17 protein-coding genes are annotated in these 16212 nt (G+C 35.8%); 2 read left to right on the top strand and 15 right to left on the bottom strand.

Annotated features, from left to right (window positions below):
- Positions 1-689: 689 nt before the first annotated feature.
- Positions 690-1754: a DmpA family aminopeptidase gene (locus U473_RS00575; protein ID WP_235589046.1), complete on the top strand. Its 1065-nt coding sequence runs from the start codon at positions 690-692 to the stop codon at positions 1752-1754.
- A 379-nt stretch (positions 1755-2133) separates the two neighbouring features.
- Here the strand turns inward: U473_RS00575 and U473_RS00570 are convergent, their stop codons facing one another.
- The 9 genes from U473_RS00570 to U473_RS14855 form a co-directional block, all read right to left on the bottom strand.
- Positions 2134-3228 carry a glycerol dehydrogenase gene (locus tag U473_RS00570; RefSeq protein ID WP_068722422.1) on the bottom strand — a complete coding sequence of 365 codons (1095 nt, stop codon included), beginning with the start codon at positions 3226-3228 and terminating at the stop codon, positions 2134-2136.
- Between the two features lie 281 nt (positions 3229-3509).
- Entirely contained in the window at positions 3510-4058 is a 549-nt protein-coding gene (locus U473_RS00565) for a hypothetical protein (RefSeq protein ID WP_153011965.1), read from the bottom strand.
- A 160-nt stretch (positions 4059-4218) separates the two neighbouring features.
- Positions 4219-4917 (bottom strand): sensor histidine kinase, encoded by a 699-nt coding sequence (locus U473_RS00560; protein ID WP_082732285.1) that lies wholly within the window; start codon positions 4915-4917, stop codon positions 4219-4221.
- Positions 4918-5086: 169 nt separating this feature from the next.
- Positions 5087-5449 carry a hypothetical protein gene (locus U473_RS00555; protein ID WP_068722418.1) on the bottom strand — a complete coding sequence of 121 codons (363 nt, stop codon included), beginning with the start codon at positions 5447-5449 and terminating at the stop codon, positions 5087-5089.
- A gap of 393 nt (positions 5450-5842) precedes the next feature.
- Entirely contained in the window at positions 5843-6520 is a 678-nt protein-coding gene (locus U473_RS00550; RefSeq protein ID WP_235589045.1) for a Fic family protein, read from the bottom strand.
- A 370-nt stretch (positions 6521-6890) separates the two neighbouring features.
- Positions 6891-6962 (bottom strand): putative holin-like toxin, encoded by a 72-nt coding sequence (locus tag U473_RS15580; RefSeq protein WP_407701938.1) that lies wholly within the window; start codon positions 6960-6962, stop codon positions 6891-6893.
- A 421-nt stretch (positions 6963-7383) separates the two neighbouring features.
- Positions 7384-7737, bottom strand: a complete 354-nt coding sequence (locus tag U473_RS00540; protein ID WP_068722412.1) for a class I SAM-dependent RNA methyltransferase — start codon at positions 7735-7737, stop codon at positions 7384-7386.
- A gap of 78 nt (positions 7738-7815) precedes the next feature.
- The gene (locus U473_RS00535; protein WP_068722410.1) at positions 7816-8376 is read right to left on the bottom strand and encodes a maltose acetyltransferase domain-containing protein; all 561 of its coding nucleotides are present in this window, start codon (positions 8374-8376) and stop codon (positions 7816-7818) included.
- Between the two features lie 333 nt (positions 8377-8709).
- The gene (locus tag U473_RS14855; RefSeq protein ID WP_068722408.1) at positions 8710-8940 is read right to left on the bottom strand and encodes a hypothetical protein; all 231 of its coding nucleotides are present in this window, start codon (positions 8938-8940) and stop codon (positions 8710-8712) included.
- A gap of 157 nt (positions 8941-9097) precedes the next feature.
- Here U473_RS14855 and U473_RS00525 point away from each other — a divergent pair, with 157 nt between their 5' ends.
- Complete coding sequence (locus U473_RS00525; RefSeq protein WP_153011964.1) at positions 9098-9427, top strand: hypothetical protein; 330 nt, start codon at positions 9098-9100, stop codon at positions 9425-9427.
- A 58-nt stretch (positions 9428-9485) separates the two neighbouring features.
- Here the strand turns inward: U473_RS00525 and U473_RS00520 are convergent, their stop codons facing one another.
- The 6 genes from U473_RS00520 to U473_RS00495 all read right to left on the bottom strand — a co-directional run bounded on the left by U473_RS00520 (position 9486) and on the right by U473_RS00495 (position 16097).
- A complete protein-coding gene (locus U473_RS00520) occupies positions 9486-11369 on the bottom strand; it encodes a PTS beta-glucoside transporter subunit IIBCA (protein ID WP_068722404.1) in 1884 nt (627 codons plus the stop codon).
- A 230-nt stretch (positions 11370-11599) separates the two neighbouring features.
- On the bottom strand, positions 11600-12436 hold the full coding sequence (licT, locus tag U473_RS00515; protein ID WP_068722402.1) for a BglG family transcription antiterminator LicT: 837 nt from the start codon (positions 12434-12436) through the stop codon (positions 11600-11602).
- A 222-nt stretch (positions 12437-12658) separates the two neighbouring features.
- On the bottom strand, positions 12659-14092 hold the full coding sequence (gene ascB / locus U473_RS00510; RefSeq protein ID WP_068722401.1) for a 6-phospho-beta-glucosidase: 1434 nt from the start codon (positions 14090-14092) through the stop codon (positions 12659-12661).
- Between the two features lie 506 nt (positions 14093-14598).
- The gene (locus U473_RS00505; protein ID WP_201024118.1) at positions 14599-14841 is read right to left on the bottom strand and encodes a DUF6429 family protein; all 243 of its coding nucleotides are present in this window, start codon (positions 14839-14841) and stop codon (positions 14599-14601) included.
- Between the two features lie 12 nt (positions 14842-14853).
- The gene (locus tag U473_RS00500) at positions 14854-15654 is read right to left on the bottom strand and encodes a Fic family protein (protein ID WP_068722398.1); all 801 of its coding nucleotides are present in this window, start codon (positions 15652-15654) and stop codon (positions 14854-14856) included.
- Positions 15655-15851: 197 nt separating this feature from the next.
- Positions 15852-16097 carry a type II toxin-antitoxin system prevent-host-death family antitoxin gene (locus tag U473_RS00495; protein WP_068722396.1) on the bottom strand — a complete coding sequence of 82 codons (246 nt, stop codon included), beginning with the start codon at positions 16095-16097 and terminating at the stop codon, positions 15852-15854.
- Between the last annotated feature and the right edge of the window lie 115 nt (positions 16098-16212).

The raw sequence follows: 16212 nt of genomic DNA, 5'->3' as shown, positions 1-16212 counted from the left end.
TACGATTTCGTAGTAATTACAACAAAGCTCCCAAAGAAACATTGTACCATTTAGAAGGAGAACAAAAACAGTACGAAGAAAAAATAAAACAACGTTGGGGGAACAGTGATGCATACAAAATTTTAAAAGAAAAAACAGCTAAATACACTAAAGAAGATCATTGGAGATGTTTAGTGGCCTAGGGGACCTACGATTCACAGCGTATTAAGACAAGTATGCAACTGGACTTGCTGCTGTTTAAAATACTTCTGAGAACGCTTTGCAATCATCATTATAATGACCATCGAGATAAGATTGATCCCAAGAGCTACCAAAGTCATTTGCCAACTAATCGTAACCTGATTCAGAGTTTGGCTGAGCGTATCCACATTTACTGGCTTATCTTGAGTAGTTGATCTGCTGGCAAATTAGCAAATAAGGAAAAGAGATCAGTACTTGCTGGAATTTTCTTCCCGTTGAAATCAATGAATTCATTTAATCGTAAATAAAGATCTAGCTATTTCATTGAGTTGATAATTGAGTTCTTCCATTAAAATCACTCAGACATGAAAAATATGGATATCTACTCGTGTATCGCAGATAAAATAAATCTATCTTTTAAGACAAGTTTATGTGATAATTTTTCTAGAAATAGTAGATGACCTTATAAAGCGAATCCGTTTATTACATACATATTAGGTGGGATTATAGTGAAGTCACAAAAGCGAATTAGAGATTATGGTATAACCATTGGCCGAATGCAACCTGGCAAACTAAATTCCATTACTGATATTGAAGGTATAAGAGTTGGCAATGTTACACTTAATGATGGCGAAATTAAGACAGGGGTAACTGCCATTCTTCCCCATGGTGGAAACCTTTTTAGAGAAAAGGTTATGGCTGCGAGCTTTGTTATCAACGGTTTTGGAAAGTCTATTGGATTAATTCAGATAGATGAAATGGGAACCATTGAAACTCCTATCATTTTAACCAACACCTTAAGCGTTGGCACTGCCTTTAATGGGGTTGTAGAATATATGCTTAGTAACAATGATGACATAGGCAATACAACCGGTACTATAAACCCAGTGGTATGCGAGTGTAACGATGGGTATTTAAACGATATAAGAAAACGAAAGGTAGAAAAATCCCATGTGATAGATGCCATAATGAATGCAGAAGTTGAATTTGAAGAGGGTTCTGTAGGTGCTGGAACCGGCATGTCCTGCCTTGGCCTTAAGGGTGGCGTGGGTACCTCTTCAAGGATTATAAAGCTTAATGGAAAAGACTATATCCTTGGAAGCCTTGTTTTATCAAATTTTGGAGTAGGAGAAGAACTTTTGATTAATGGAATTAAAGCAGGTGAGAATATAAAATCATTGCTTTCCAGAAGTGATGAAGAACAAGACAGGGGATCTATTGTTATGATAATTGCCACAGATATACCGCTTAGCGAAAGACAGCTTAAAAGGGTATGCAAACGTGCAGTGGTGGGTCTTTCAAGAACAGGTTCTTTCATAGGTAATGGAAGTGGAGATATTGTTATTGCCTTTACAACTTCAAATAAGGTAAACCATTATGCAGAAAAGGATATATACGAAATCAAAGTCTTAAACGATAATAAAATAGATCCCGTTTTTAAGGCAGTTGCCGAGACCGTAGAAGAGTCTATATTAAACTCACTCATCTGCGCGGAAAAAACCGTTGGAAAAGATGGACATACAAAACATTCGCTGAAGGAGTATATTAATCATATTCATATAGACATTTGGTAGCATCTACGGTCCATACAATAGATTGCCATCAAGGGCGATCGGCATAACAGTAACAGAAGTTAGACCTCCGTAGCTGTCAGGCTCAAGGGAGGTCTACTTATTTTTTAGGTAGGAAAGTAAGGTAAGGATGAACATGCGATTCTATTAACAATATAGTATTTAAGTTTTCTGGAACACCTTGTTTATCTCTCATATTTTTTAATTTCTCTTTTTGAATCTCTAACTTTTTTTGATGAGGTGAGGTCAATGCCGAGGCGAATTTGCCCACGCTGTGGTTCCAGGAATACAGCTTATTGACCACTACCCTTATAAACTATCTCACTCGTTCTGTTGTGATGAAACCTATATACGGATAGAAGGATAGCATTTCGTCCTGCTATTATTTAAAATACTTTCCTAATTTATCAGCTGTTAAAATTGCTGCATAAACATCATCAGCTGTTACGTTAAAAGGCATATTATGAATTGTTTCACCCTCTGCTACAGATGCTTCTGCTACTTTTCTTAATTGTTCTTCCGTTACGTTTTGTGCGCCCATATCCTCTAAAGTAGTTGGAAGACCAACACTCTTACAGAATTCTATCACTTCTTTGATTTCTTCCATTGGTGCATTTTCTAATACTAATTGTGTTAATGTACCAAAAGCTACTTTTTCACCGTGATATAAATGATGACACTCTTCAAGAACAGTTAAACCGTTATGAATAGCATGTGCAGCTGCTAGACCACCACTTTCAAAACCGATACCACTCAAATATATATTCGCTTCAATAATTTTTTCAACTGAACTATTGGATATTTTACTTTCCGCTACTAATTTTGCTTTTAAGCCGTCAGAAATTAAAGTTTTGTAACATAACTCTGCTAAAGCGAAGGCACCTTCTGTCACATTACCACCTGCCATAGTTACTGCGTTAGAACGCTTACAAGCTCTAGCTTCAAAATAGGTTGCCAATGCGTCTCCCATACCTGCAACCAATAAACGCACTGGTGCTGCCGCAATGATTTGAGTATCAATAAGTACTACAGAAGGATTAGTAGGTAGTAATAAATATTCATCAAAAGTTCCTTCTTCTGTATAAAGCACTGCAAGGGCGCTACATGGTGCATCCGTAGATGCAATTGTAGGAACAACTATCACCGGACAACCAATATAAAACGCAATGGCTTTAGCTGTATCAAGAGTTTTCCCCCCACCAATACCAACAACCATATCACAACCCTTTTCTTCTGCTAGGGCTTTTAAACGATTAATTTCTACTTTTGAACATTCACCCTTAAATAATTCCATCACATACTCTGCATTGTTTGCTTTATAACTTTTATCTACAATGTCTTTTGTTAAACCTGTAACAAATTCATCGGCAATGATAAAAGGTTTTCTGCCATAATTTTTTGTGTAGTTCTCAATATGGGCTAATTCTCCATTTCCTTGAATATATTTTCCTGGACTAATTATAATTTTTGTAGACAATATACCTCACTCCTATCTTTTTTGTACAACATAATAGTACCAATATGTTCGCCCTTAATAATTATGGGTACTGCTTAATATTCCCATCCAGCATAACAAATATGTAGGAGTAAAGCTTAAAGAAGTTGAAAGTTTTTCCAGTATTCCAGGTGGTACTCCAACAGGGGAAAAGAATAAAAGGGAATCCTTAAAAAAAATTAGAGTTGGAAACGTATCCTTCACTTTGCTAATGCTGCGTACTTTTTGTGTTATTCTTAATTTTTTTTAAGAGATATGTTGCTCTAGTCCTGGATATATATAACCATCACGGTTTTTGTCTCAGCATGGTATTCCGCGCTAACTTTGGAACCAATTACAGTATCTAATTGAGTAAGAGGCGGAAGAGATTCGCTTACAAAAATCTTGCTCCCGCTAGTAATCTTAAGTACCAGTTCATTATCACTTTCGGTAGCTATCGTAACTGTACCGTCAACAGCATTGATCGCCTTTAACGTACCACTGGTAGTAGCAATAGCCTGGGACTCACCCACTTCCTCTTCGTCAACGGGAGCATCTTCTTCTCCAGCCACTGCTTTCTCTTCGTTGGCGCTAGCGCTGAAATCGGTTACCCCGGCTTCCCTCTCTAGCTCAGTTTCTCCCCCGGTGCCACCTATACAGTCAGTCAATAAAACAGCTCCTAATACAAAAATTGCCATTATGACCATAAATCCCTTATTTAAAACCATATTATTTCCCCTTTCATAAGCCTTTTCCCTAACTATGTATCCTTTGTCACCCTCAACCCTCCTACAAAGGTATAAACCTCCTTGGAGATACCTTCCCTTTTTCACAGGCAATTATACCGGAGAAATATTGACTGGATTTTACCAAACATTGAAAATACTTTGCGATAATGTTAATAATTGTTACAAATAAAAGAAATACCAACGGTTTTCCGTACAGCAATAGCAGGTAACCGTTGGTATTTCTTTTATTAACAAGGGAAATTACCTATTTCGATGTAAAAGAAGGAAAACTGATGGTAAAAGTCGTTCCCTTTCCTAATTGGCTTGCAACATCTATCTTCCCGCCTTGTAATTGAACTAGCTTTTTCACAATCACCAGTCCCAGACCAGTCCCTTTTTCCTGCATGTTACTATTGCGCTGGTTTTTTACTCGATAAAACCTGTCCCAAATGTGCGGCAGGTCATCAGGCGGTATGCCAATACCATTAGCCTCAATGGTTAGTATCACTTCATCTTGCCGGGATTCCACGCTAACCCTGATGGTACCATTCTCCGTGGCTCTGACAGCATTCTTCAGCAGATTCCTAATAATCTGTTCCATCCGGTCAACGTCCCCTACCATGATAGCATTCTCTGTTTTTTTCTCTAACACCATCGAGATATTTTTGCTATTGGCCAAACCCTCCATGGACATGACCACCCCTTGAGCCAGAGCGATCAAGTCCACCGGCAGTTTTTCTACGGTTATATTCCCGCTTTCCAGGCGGCTTAATGACAATATATCATCTACCAACCTGGTAATATGCACCGTTTGAGTATAAATCGTCTCCAAATACTTCTCCTGTAGCGCTTCGTCTTGCACCATACCATCGCGGATAGCCTCAACAAAGCCCTGAACAGAAGTAAGAGGGGTACGCAACTCATGCGATATTTCCGCAAACAGCCGGGCTCTTTCTTCTTCCATTCTGTAGCTTTCGCCTTGTATCTTCTGTAGTCTTACCGTCAATTTATTGAGCTGTGCATCTGCTGATTGGCTAATGTCGTATTAAGGTGAAGCATTAAACGCCCGGCGACGGGAATCTACTCCCTGTGCCGGACGTCATGAACTGGTAATATTGTGTTATTAAAGTAAATTAGTTAGTGGCGGTCATTCCAAAAAAATCTAATAACCGTTCGTAGATGCTCAGTAATCTGTCGTATGAGTTAAGGAGCCCGCTGTAGAATCTATTTTGCACACTCTCTTGGCCGGCGGGAGCGGTGCTTTCTTCATCTACCGCTTGTCCTTCATCTATTGGTGCGGTGGATCTTGGTTCAACTAATATTTGTCTTGTTTTCCCATCCTCCATGACAGTGATCTGTGCTGCAGCATGCTCCTTTAGGTCAGAATTGGGGTGAAAATCTGCAGCGCTGACAGGCATGATGGTCATGAAGGTCGGAATAGATGCAACCATAAAACCCATGGTAATCTTTACTAATTCATTTTTTAACACAAACATAAATTTATCCTCCTTAACTTTTATTTAGGAAACACTCTTGCCCTTCAGGGCCTCAAATCTGTTTTTCCCTTCGTCTGAAATTTTCACGTTAAATCCCTTTTTGGTTTGCTACACTGCTATCACCTCTCCCAAAGATTTTAAACCTTCCCTCCTTTCGAAGCCAATTATACTGAAGGAATATTACCTTACTTTTGCTAAATTTTGAAAATATTTTTTGATAATATTAATAAATGTTACAAGAAAAAATCATAAAGACAGAAGAAGATATAAAAAATACCAACGGTACCACACAGGAATAGGAGGTAACCGTTGGCAAATTATTACTTCTTATAATTGACATTGCATACTATTTGAGAAGAATAACAACAAAACCGATAGTAAATACTACCGGTTTTAACGAATTTCATTGGCGATTCTTACAATCTCAACATATCTTGAAAGTTCCTCCTCAAGGTATTGGCTAATAAGGGAAACCATCTCTGAAGGGTCCTTTCCGTTCGTGTGATAGCTTGTAAAACAATTATAATAACGTTTACGGTCGCCATATTTAATATTGATGGGAGGATAACCCTCTTTCATCAGCTCAAGATTTAAAAGCAAACGTCCAGTCCTACCATTACCATCAATAAATGGATGAATGGTTTCAAATTCCAAATGAAATATTGCCGTCCGTTCAACAACGTGGAGAGATGACAATTGCTCATAATGCATTATAAGCTGTTCCATTTGTACCGGCACAAGATATGGCTCAGGAGGTGTATGAATAGCCCCCATAATGGTTACTGGTACACGCCTGTATATTCCTCTATCTGCCCGTCTATCCATCAAAACAAGGCTGTGAATTTCCTTAATTACCTTCTCGGATATTGGAACTTTTTTCTGTACTAATTCCTCAACATATAAATAAGCCTCTTTATGACCCACTGCCTCCAAATGATCTTTCAAAGGCTTTTTATCGATTGTAATACCCTCTTTTATTATTAGGGCTGTTTCCTGTAGTGTAAGAGAATTACCTTCAATGGCATTGGAGTTATAAGTGAAGTTTATTAAAAATTCTTCTCTTAATCTCAATAACTCACCCTCATTTAGAGGTCTATATGAATTTAACTGGTGTAACAGTTCTTCAATTTTATTAAAAGTAACTATTTTTGATCCCTCTTCTCATTTCCGATATCTAATTTTCTATATACTGATATTATATCTTAATACAGATCAAAAATACATTTTCTAATGTAAATTCAATCATTTCCAATTAAATTTTTTTATGATAAAATGATTCTAGAGATAGTTTATATATCAGTTTTTTGACATAAACTTATAAAGACCGCAGATGTTGCAGGATCTACGGTCTTACAATAGATTGCCTCAAAGGCGTTCGACCTATAGAAAGTGGATGGTAGACCTCCAAGCTTTCCGAGCTCAAGGGAGGTCTACTTGTTTTTCAAGTAGGAAAGTAAGCTAAGATGAACATGCCGAACATGAACATCAGAATTAAAGCGTCCTTTACTTCCATAGCATCACCTCCTCTCTGGAGATGAGCCAACCGCCCTTGATAGCCGATTCTATGTAACAATCTATTATTTCGCCGACAGTTATGTAGCCCTCATCATAAAGAAGAAACAGTTGCTCCCCTATATTAGCAAAGTTTTGGAAATCCCTCTGACTTAACCTATCAAATGGCGATGAATAAGAATTAAAAACAGAATTAACCACCTCAATTTTAATTCGCATACTCAAACGAATGCTCACTAACAATATTATAAAACATCAACTTTAACTGAGCATTTTTTAAAAAAATCTTAGTTTTTTATTAGTGGTTTATCATCATTTTAGGGTAAAAAACAGCTCTGTTTTTTCAGTTTCAAAATCGTATATATTGCGTTTTATATCAAGCGTAACTGCTATAGTGGTTTTTAAGCTGTTTTCTTTGCGAATTATCCACATGTGTCGTCTGCGGGAATATCGACTGGTTGAATATATTTCACTTTATACCCTTCCTTTAACAGAATAGATAAATCTTTTCCTAGGGTAGAAGGATTATAAGAAACATAGATAAAACGTTTAGGTTTTACTTGAATAATCATCTTAAGCAATTTTGGGTCTAGACCTGTTCTTGGTGGATCAACAATTAATAACTCAATTTGAAATCCATTTTTCACCCACTTTGGTAATAATTCTTCCGCTTTTCCAATCGTCAGCCGAATCTCTATATCTTGAAGATTCGTATATTTTTCAATTGCTTCCTTAACCAATTCTCGTTTTGCCTCTAATTGACCTTTATACGCCAAATGCTGTAATGAGCATCCACCACACGGTTAAGGTAGCCAATTCCTTCACTCCATTTAATCATTTTTTTGATATTCTTCTCATGAGTTAATTTGTTTAATTATTTTCGCTGGGTTTCCACCTACCACAACATTATCTGGTACATCTTTTGTTACGACCGCACCTGAAGCAATAACGACATTATTACCTATATTAACCCCAGGGTTTATAATAGCTTTCCCACCAATCCAGACATTGTGGCCGATATTTACCGGTTTTCCGTATTCTACACCCGAAATTCTTTCATTCGCATTTAATGGATGAGTCGCTGTGTATATATGTACTCCTGGTGCAATAAAACAGTTATCACCTATTCGAATTTCACAAACATCCAAAAAAACACAATCAAAGTTAGCAAAGAAATTCTCACCAACATGTATGTTGTAGCCATAATCACATCGAAACGTTGGTTCTATGAATAAACTTTTTCCAGTTGAACCGAACAGTTCTTTTAATAGTTCAGTTCTCTTGTTTTCATCCGTTTCTAGTGTTTGATTGAATAATCTTGTTAATCTTCGAGCGTTTAATCTTTCTTTTAGTAATTCTGGGTCAGCTGGATTGTAAAGTTCACCATTTAACATTTTTTCTTTTTCAGTTTTCATTTTATATAAAGCTCTCCTTTTATTATAATGAATTCATCTTTTCTTAATACTACCATTTGAATCAATGGATTGTACCTCAGGAATGTCCTTTGCCCAAAGCATCCTATATTCTGGTTCAGCCATTTTACTTTTTACTGGAAGATTGATCCAAATTTAAAAGAGTTCAAGTGGATTCGGTTTATCTTTATGGACGAGAGGAAACATCTCTGAATGCTGGCAACTACTTCCTGTTGTAAGTCACTGTACATCCCCTTCTCCATAGCGACCTGATGAACCTTTTGAATCAAAATGATCCACAAGCCCTTTAAGAACAATCGTTTCTGTTTCAAAACCTTAATGAGGATGTACAGGAAATCCTGGAACGGTAGTACCATGATACATTCTAAAGCCATCACGCAAAGTAAAATCATTCCCAAGATTCCTTCCATCCAATGAAGTATTAGAGCCTTGTTCATCATTTCCCTCTGGATAGTTGTCTTTATGATACATCGTCATTAAAAATGGATCTTCCGTCTCCCATTGAAAACCTAATTTTTGAACACCTAGTATTACTTCCTTTGACATATAATCCCTCCGACTTTAATTGGATTTCATGAAACGTGATTCGTAATATTGCGACATCATGTCTAATTAGTTATACTATGTTGGGAATTATTGATATTATTGTTTCTAGCGTACAATATTAAAAATGTAATATTTAAGGAGAAGAATTCGATGAAGGTTGTCGGGCAAATTAGGTTTATCCAGTGTAATTACAGCCAGTATTCTAGTAGAGATAACCAACTTCTTAATGGTGAGACACCAAATGTATTTAATCCTGTATTGCCGAAAGATCCTAATCTCAACAGAAGACAATGAAATCGAGCTGAATGAACAAACAAATACGAATAAATTATATTATGAACTGTCGGTGTTTAACGAAATCTATAAGAAAAAAGATTTCAAGCATTGCTATGATTTATTAGATTATAGCTATTCCGTCATGAAAGTATTAGATGCTGCAAGGAAAGATGCCAGAATCATTTTTAAAGCTGATAAATCTACTATTTAAAAAGAGAATAGGGTGTACCTAAATAATTTAGGACACCCTATTTTTTAAACTTGGAAATTTAAGCGATATTTCCTTTCTCACTGCCATATAGGTTAAGACCGAGTAGCATTTCTTGTTCATTTACAGCCTTTTTTGAAGTTGTTGTAACCTCTTTATAATTCGCTGAATTCGTTACAATGATTGGTGTTACAACTTCATACCCTGCTTCTTTAATTTTATCAATATCAAATTCTACTAGTAGATCGCCTACTTTTACTTGATCACCTTGTTTTACGTGAAAAGTAAAATACTTACCTTCTAGTTGAACTGTATCAATTCCAACATGGATTAAGATTTCTGCTCCATGATCTGAAACAAGACCAATCGCATGTTTTGTTTTGAAAGCAACTGAAACGGTACCATTGACCGGCGAAACAACTCTCCCAGATTTTGGTTCAATCGCAATTCCTTTGCCCATTGCTTCTGATGAAAATGCTGAATCTGGAACTTTAGATAATGCAATCACTTTGCCATCTAGCGGACTAAATACTTTCTCATCGGATTTTTCTTTTGTTTCTTTTGGCGCTTTTATAGGTTCATCTAATTCAACTGGATCTTCAAACCCTAAAATGTATGTTAATGTTGCTGAAACTACGAATGCTACTACGATGCCAATGATTAGACCCATAAATCCTTGTCCGCCAGGGCCGTAGAATATTGGCAGTTTTAAGAGTCCAGGTGCACCGGAGGCAAATGCTTGAGTTCCAGCTTGGCCAATAATCGCTCCACCAACAGTCCCACCAATAATCCCTGCAATAAATGGACGTTTTAATCGTAAGGTTACACCATATACGGCAGGTTCTGTAATTCCAAATAGCGCAGTAATTGTAGTAGATCCTGCCAATGCTTTTAACTTTTTATTCTTCGTTTTAAGAAAAACACCAAACGCTGCACCTGCCTGTGCAAAAACTGATGCTGTAGCTGCTGGCTTAACCCCATCTCTTCCGTAAACGGCAATGTTATTGATAAATACTGGAATCAAACCCCAGTGAACTCCAAATATAACAAGTAACTGCCAACTAGCACCTAATAAAGCACCAGCCAACATCGGATTAAATCCAAATGCTGCGACTAGACCAGCTGCGATCGCATTCCCGATATTAACACCAATTGGCCCAAAGACAATTAAAGTTAGAGGAACCATAACAACTAGAGAAATTAACGGTGTAACAAAATTTTTTACACTTTCATGGATATACCGATTACATACTTTTTCAAGTTTACTCATTACAATGACAGATAAAATAATCGGTATAACAGTAGATGAGTAACTCATCATCGTTACAGGAATACCAAAAAACGTTGTGGCAACACCTTCCGCCTTGAGATTCACAATGGAAGGATATAGCAATGCACCTGCGATGGTTAATGCAGTAAATACATTTCCTTCAAATTTTCTAGCGGTTGTTACCGCTAACAATAATGGTAAGAAATAAAACAAACTATCAGCTGCGGCATATAATATGGTATAAGTTGTGTCAGTGTTATTTAACCAACCTAGATTACTTGTAATTAATAATAAACCTTTTAAAATCCCGGCTCCTGCCATTACTCCGAGCAATGGAGCAAAAATACTAGAGATTACGTCTACAATACGTCCAAATATATTTCCCTTTTTCCCTTCTTTTGAACCATCTGTTCTTTTAGAATCGCTTAATAGATTAGATATTTTTCCTAATGCATTGTAGACCTCTGGAACAGTATTTCCAATAACGACTTGGAATTGTCCACCACTTTCTTTAACAGTGATGACCCCTTCAGTATTTTCCAATTTTTCTTTGTTTGCTTTTGATTTGTCTTTTAAAACAAAACGTAAGCGAGTTGCACAATGAACGACTGATATAACGTTCTTCTCACCACCTACTAGCTCTAAAATTTCTTTGGCTAATTTTTCGTAGCTCATAATTACACCCCCAAGGTTTTTTATTTTGGTAAAAAAAACCTAAGCCATCAAAAATAGTAGACAATTTTGCCTAACCTATTTTCGTGACTTAGGTTTTGCCTGAATAAACAGTTACAATCCTAAATGTTAATTTATTCATTTTTTTACTATATTTTCATTATATCTTAATGAATCCATTTTGTCAACGCTATCATTTTGAAATTCTACTTAGCTATTTTTGTAAACTAATTTTAAGATTCTTTTCTATTAACTACCCGTTCAATATGAATCGTTAAATATAGCATTTCTTCATTCGTTAGATCATGGTTATATTCTTTTTTAATATAATCCTTAATCTTTTCAGTACATCTTGCTGCTTCTTTATGCTTTTGTTTAATCATAATATATAAATAATCATCATCGTTTTCATAATGGGTTCCTTTAAAAACCCTTTGGGCGAAAAACTTTAAATGGGTAATAAACCGATAATAGTTTAAAGAATCTTCATCGAATTCCACTTTAAAATGATACTTGACGATATTAATGATTTGTTGAATAAATTTAGTAATATTCATCGTATTTGTAACATCTTCATTCATTTCTGCAGTAATGATATGAATAGCGATGAAACCTGCTTCATCTTCAGGTAAAGAAATATTAAACTTTTCATTTATTTGTTCTAATGCTTTTAATCCTATTAAAAATTCTTCTTTATAGAGATGCTTAATTTCCCATAATAATGAATTTTTTATCTGTGCTCCTTTTTGATGCCGTTCCATTGCGAAATTAATATGGTCAGTTAAAGAAACATAAATGTTCTCGTTTAAATTTTTCCCTAATATATTTTTAGCATATTGAATAACTTCTTCGACTACAACCATTAGCTCAATAGGAACTTCACGAAGTAGCATTTTAAAGTTATCCGATGTTTGTTTATTCTTCAAAGCAAAGATTTTTTGAATCTTCTCTTTTTCCACTTCTTCACCAGGTTTTTTCTGAAAAGCAATTCCTCTTCCCATAATAACTAATTCTTCACCATTTTGAATAACGCTTACAACATTATTGTTAATAACTTTTGCTATTTTCATAGGATTTCCCTCCTCTCTTTACTGATTGCAAACGATTTAATAGATTTATGAAAAAAATCTTTTTGAATAAAAATAACCTAAGTCATAACTAAATAAATAAGATCAGTTTTGATCTTAAAAAATTTAGTGACTTAGGTTTTGCCTGCGTACCAGTAACAACCCTAAATAATATTTATTAATTTGATTTCAGTATACCTTCACTTTTAGACAGTGTCAACGCTTTCATAAATTTTCCCCATTTGACTCAATCACGCTTTTATACCAATAGAAGCTTTTCTTTTTGATTCTTTTTAACGTTCCTTTTCCTTTATTGTCACGATCAACGTAAATATAACCATATCGTTTTTTCATTTCACCAGTAGAAGCACTAACGATGTCAATCGGCCCCCAACTTGTATAGCCTATAATCTCAACACCATCTTGAATTGCTTCAGCCATTTCTGCGATGTGTTGCTTTAAGTAGTCGATTCTATAATCGTCGTTGATCTTTCCATCCTCCGTTACTTCATCAACCGCGCCTAGTCCATTTTCCACAACAAATAAAGGCTTTTGATAACGGTCATACAGTTGGTTTGCCGTGATGCGGAAGCCTTTTGGATCAATTGTCCATCCCCATTCAGACTTTTCGAGATAAGGGTTTGAAACTGAGCCAAATACGTTACCACTTGTCATATTTTTAATAACTTCCGGATCGGTACTCGTTGTACGACTTGAATAATAACTAAATCCTATAAAATCTACAGTATGATTCTTTAAAATTTCTTCGTCTTCCGGTTTCATTTCGATATTCAAATGATGATCTTTGAAGAAACGTTTAGCATACCCAGGGTACTTCCCACGTGACTGAACATCGATAAAGAAGTAGGATTCACGGTCTTTTTCGAGGGCATGAAATACATCTTCTGGATTACATGTATAAGGATAGAAGGTACCAGCAGCTAGCATGCAGCCAATTTTTGCATCTGGAATTATTTCGTGACATGTTTTTACAGCTAATGCACTCGCTACGAGCTGATGATGTGCTGCTTGGTATTGAATTTGTTTTTTATTCCCTTCTTCTTTAAAAATAAGGCCTGCTGCTAAGAATGGTAAATGTAAAAGCATATTAATCTCGTTAAAGGTCATCCAATATTTTACTTTATCTTTATAACGGCTAAAAACAGTTTTTGCGTATCTTTCAAAAAGATAGACAAGCTCTCTGCTTCTCCAGCTTCCGTATTTTTCAATTAAGTTCACTGGTACATCAAAGTGTGCTAAAGTTACGACTGGTTGAATGCTGTTTTTGAGCAATTCATCAAATAGATCATCATAAAACTTCAAGCCCGCTTCATTTGGTGTTTCATCTTCGCCTGTTGGAAAAATACGTGACCAGGCAATAGAAACACGGAGTACTTTAAAGCCCATCTCAGCAAATAAAGCAATATCCTCTTTATAGCGGTGATAGAAGTCTATCGCTTCATGTGATGGATAAAATTCATCTTTTAGAGGCTTTAAAGATGGAACATAACCTTTCATTATATCTCTTCTTTTATCCCCAGTTGGTAATAGATCGACATTAGTTAATCCTTTACCATCTTCTAAATAAGCTCCTTCAGATTGATTAGCAGCTATAGCTCCTCCCCATAAAAAATCCTTTGGAAATGTGTAATTTGACATGAATAACACGTCCTTTCTTAAATGATGGATAGACTAAGAAAAGTTAAAATTTCACATTTAGCAAAAAAACCTGATTTGTTTTGAACACACGTCTAGTGTAATCAAAATAAATCAGGTTATGCCCTATCGGTAACATTCCTAAAAATAAACATATAATTTACTTATAAATCTAACAGTTAATCTTTGTGGTGTCAACAATATATCCACCTTTTATCAATATATCTAAACCTAACAAACCATTAATATCGTGATCTCTAATGACGAAAAATCTAGATAAACATTATTTATTTGAAATTCCCCAATTTTAATAGAATCCACAATTTTTACAAAAGAATGCTCTTTGCCACCTATTCCATATGAAGTGACAATTTCATCTTCAATGGTAACTCTAATACCAATATCATCAACAATGTCTTGTAGCTTTTTGATCTGAAACAGGTCCGATCACTGCAATTTCTTCAACGTATTCTTTTCCATCGCTAATATTTGAACTTAGAATTTCAAATTTAACAAACTGGTTTGGATAAATATTTCCTTACTAATTCTTCTGCTGCCTTGATTCCTTCATCAGTAAAAGACACTGACTTTGAACGATGACTTCCGTAAATCAAGCCTTCATCTGTTAATTCGTTAATTGTATCAAAGGGATATCCTTTCCATGTGCTTCTAACTTCACCGAGTCCTATATCTTCGTTCCATGAAGTAAGATACATAAGCAAAAGGGTAAGTTCCTTTATTTTCTTCTCCAACACGCTTCACCCCTAAAAAAGTTTATCCTCTAATTCTGACAAGCCTTTGCGCTCCTGATTTATGCCATTGGCAAGTGCCAACGTCTTTTCCCATGTTTTTTCCACTTCATATTTGAAAAACTCATACAAAGGGTTTAGATCCTCAGTTTCATCATATTTTTGCAGGCACTCATAATATATCCGCTTATCTTCGTCATAGACGATAAGGGGCGGGTGATTATGTATCATGAGATAATAGTTCATAAGCGTTCTGCCGACACGTCCATTACCGTCAGCAAAGGGATGGATAAACTCAAACCTTGCGTGAAGATAAGTTGCAGCCTTTAAGGCATCCTTTCCCTCATAATCGTTTACTTCTGCAATCAACTCTTCCATTTCTCTTTCCACATTTTCCACAGCGGAACCAACCTCATAGAATCCAGTTACATAATCATGCTTTTTAAACTCGCCAGGTCGCTCTAGATTTGCAATATACCTACGCTCATCATATGTTCCACTTGTAAGAACCTTATGAATCTCCTTGACTAACTCTATGCTAAGGGGCTCCTTCTGTACAATTTTTTCTTTCAATACCTCGTAACATAACTTTTGATTTTGTTGTTCAAATAAGGCACGAGGGCTTCCTGTATAGTTAACCACTCTACCATTTTCAAAAATTTCCCTTGTATCATGATAGGTAACTTCTTCGTTTTCTATTTTCCCAGAATGAAACGCAAATAGGATTCGAAAGCTATCAAGATATTTATCTAAATCAGCAGCAGATGTAATTTTGTAAGACTGCCATAGCTGAATAATCTGTCTATATCGTTCCAAGTACATCCCTCTTTTTTACATTATTTGTTTTATTATACCACAATTTTAGTGAACTCAGACGGGGTTTTCTAGGGTATAGACTATTCTAGCAAAACAGTTCACTATCAGATAAAGAGAAGAGATTAATTTCCAAAAGGGATCTACTATAGTAAAATAAGATATGTACAGCAACTATACTTTGGGGTATGCCAGGATGCTCAGATACCCAATTCTGCTTCCACTTCCTCGATAGTCATCCATCCTTTTTCTTTTCCAGCGAACTCTCCCTGGACAAGCTGTGACATCAGCTTCAGCGAAGCCTTTAATTTTTCATATTCATTAATATCGACAATGGCAAATTTTCCTCTACCATTTTTAGTTAAAGATACTGGTTTACCTATGGCAATATCACGTAGAACTTCATTGTAATTCCTTAAATCGGAGATGGGTTTGATATTTGGCATGAATAACAACTCCCCTTTTTCTATTATTATATTCTAATCATTCGTAAAATACTACATCCCTTTCTTTTTGCTTCAATTCTCCAAACAAATGCCCAACAATCATTCACTTTCCGCT

The sequence above is a fragment of the Tepidibacillus decaturensis genome, from assembly GCF_001561915.1.
Classification (GTDB): domain Bacteria; phylum Bacillota; class Bacilli; order Tepidibacillales; family Tepidibacillaceae; genus Tepidibacillus_B; species Tepidibacillus_B infernus.
This window is presented reverse-complemented; position numbering and strand designations above follow the sequence as displayed.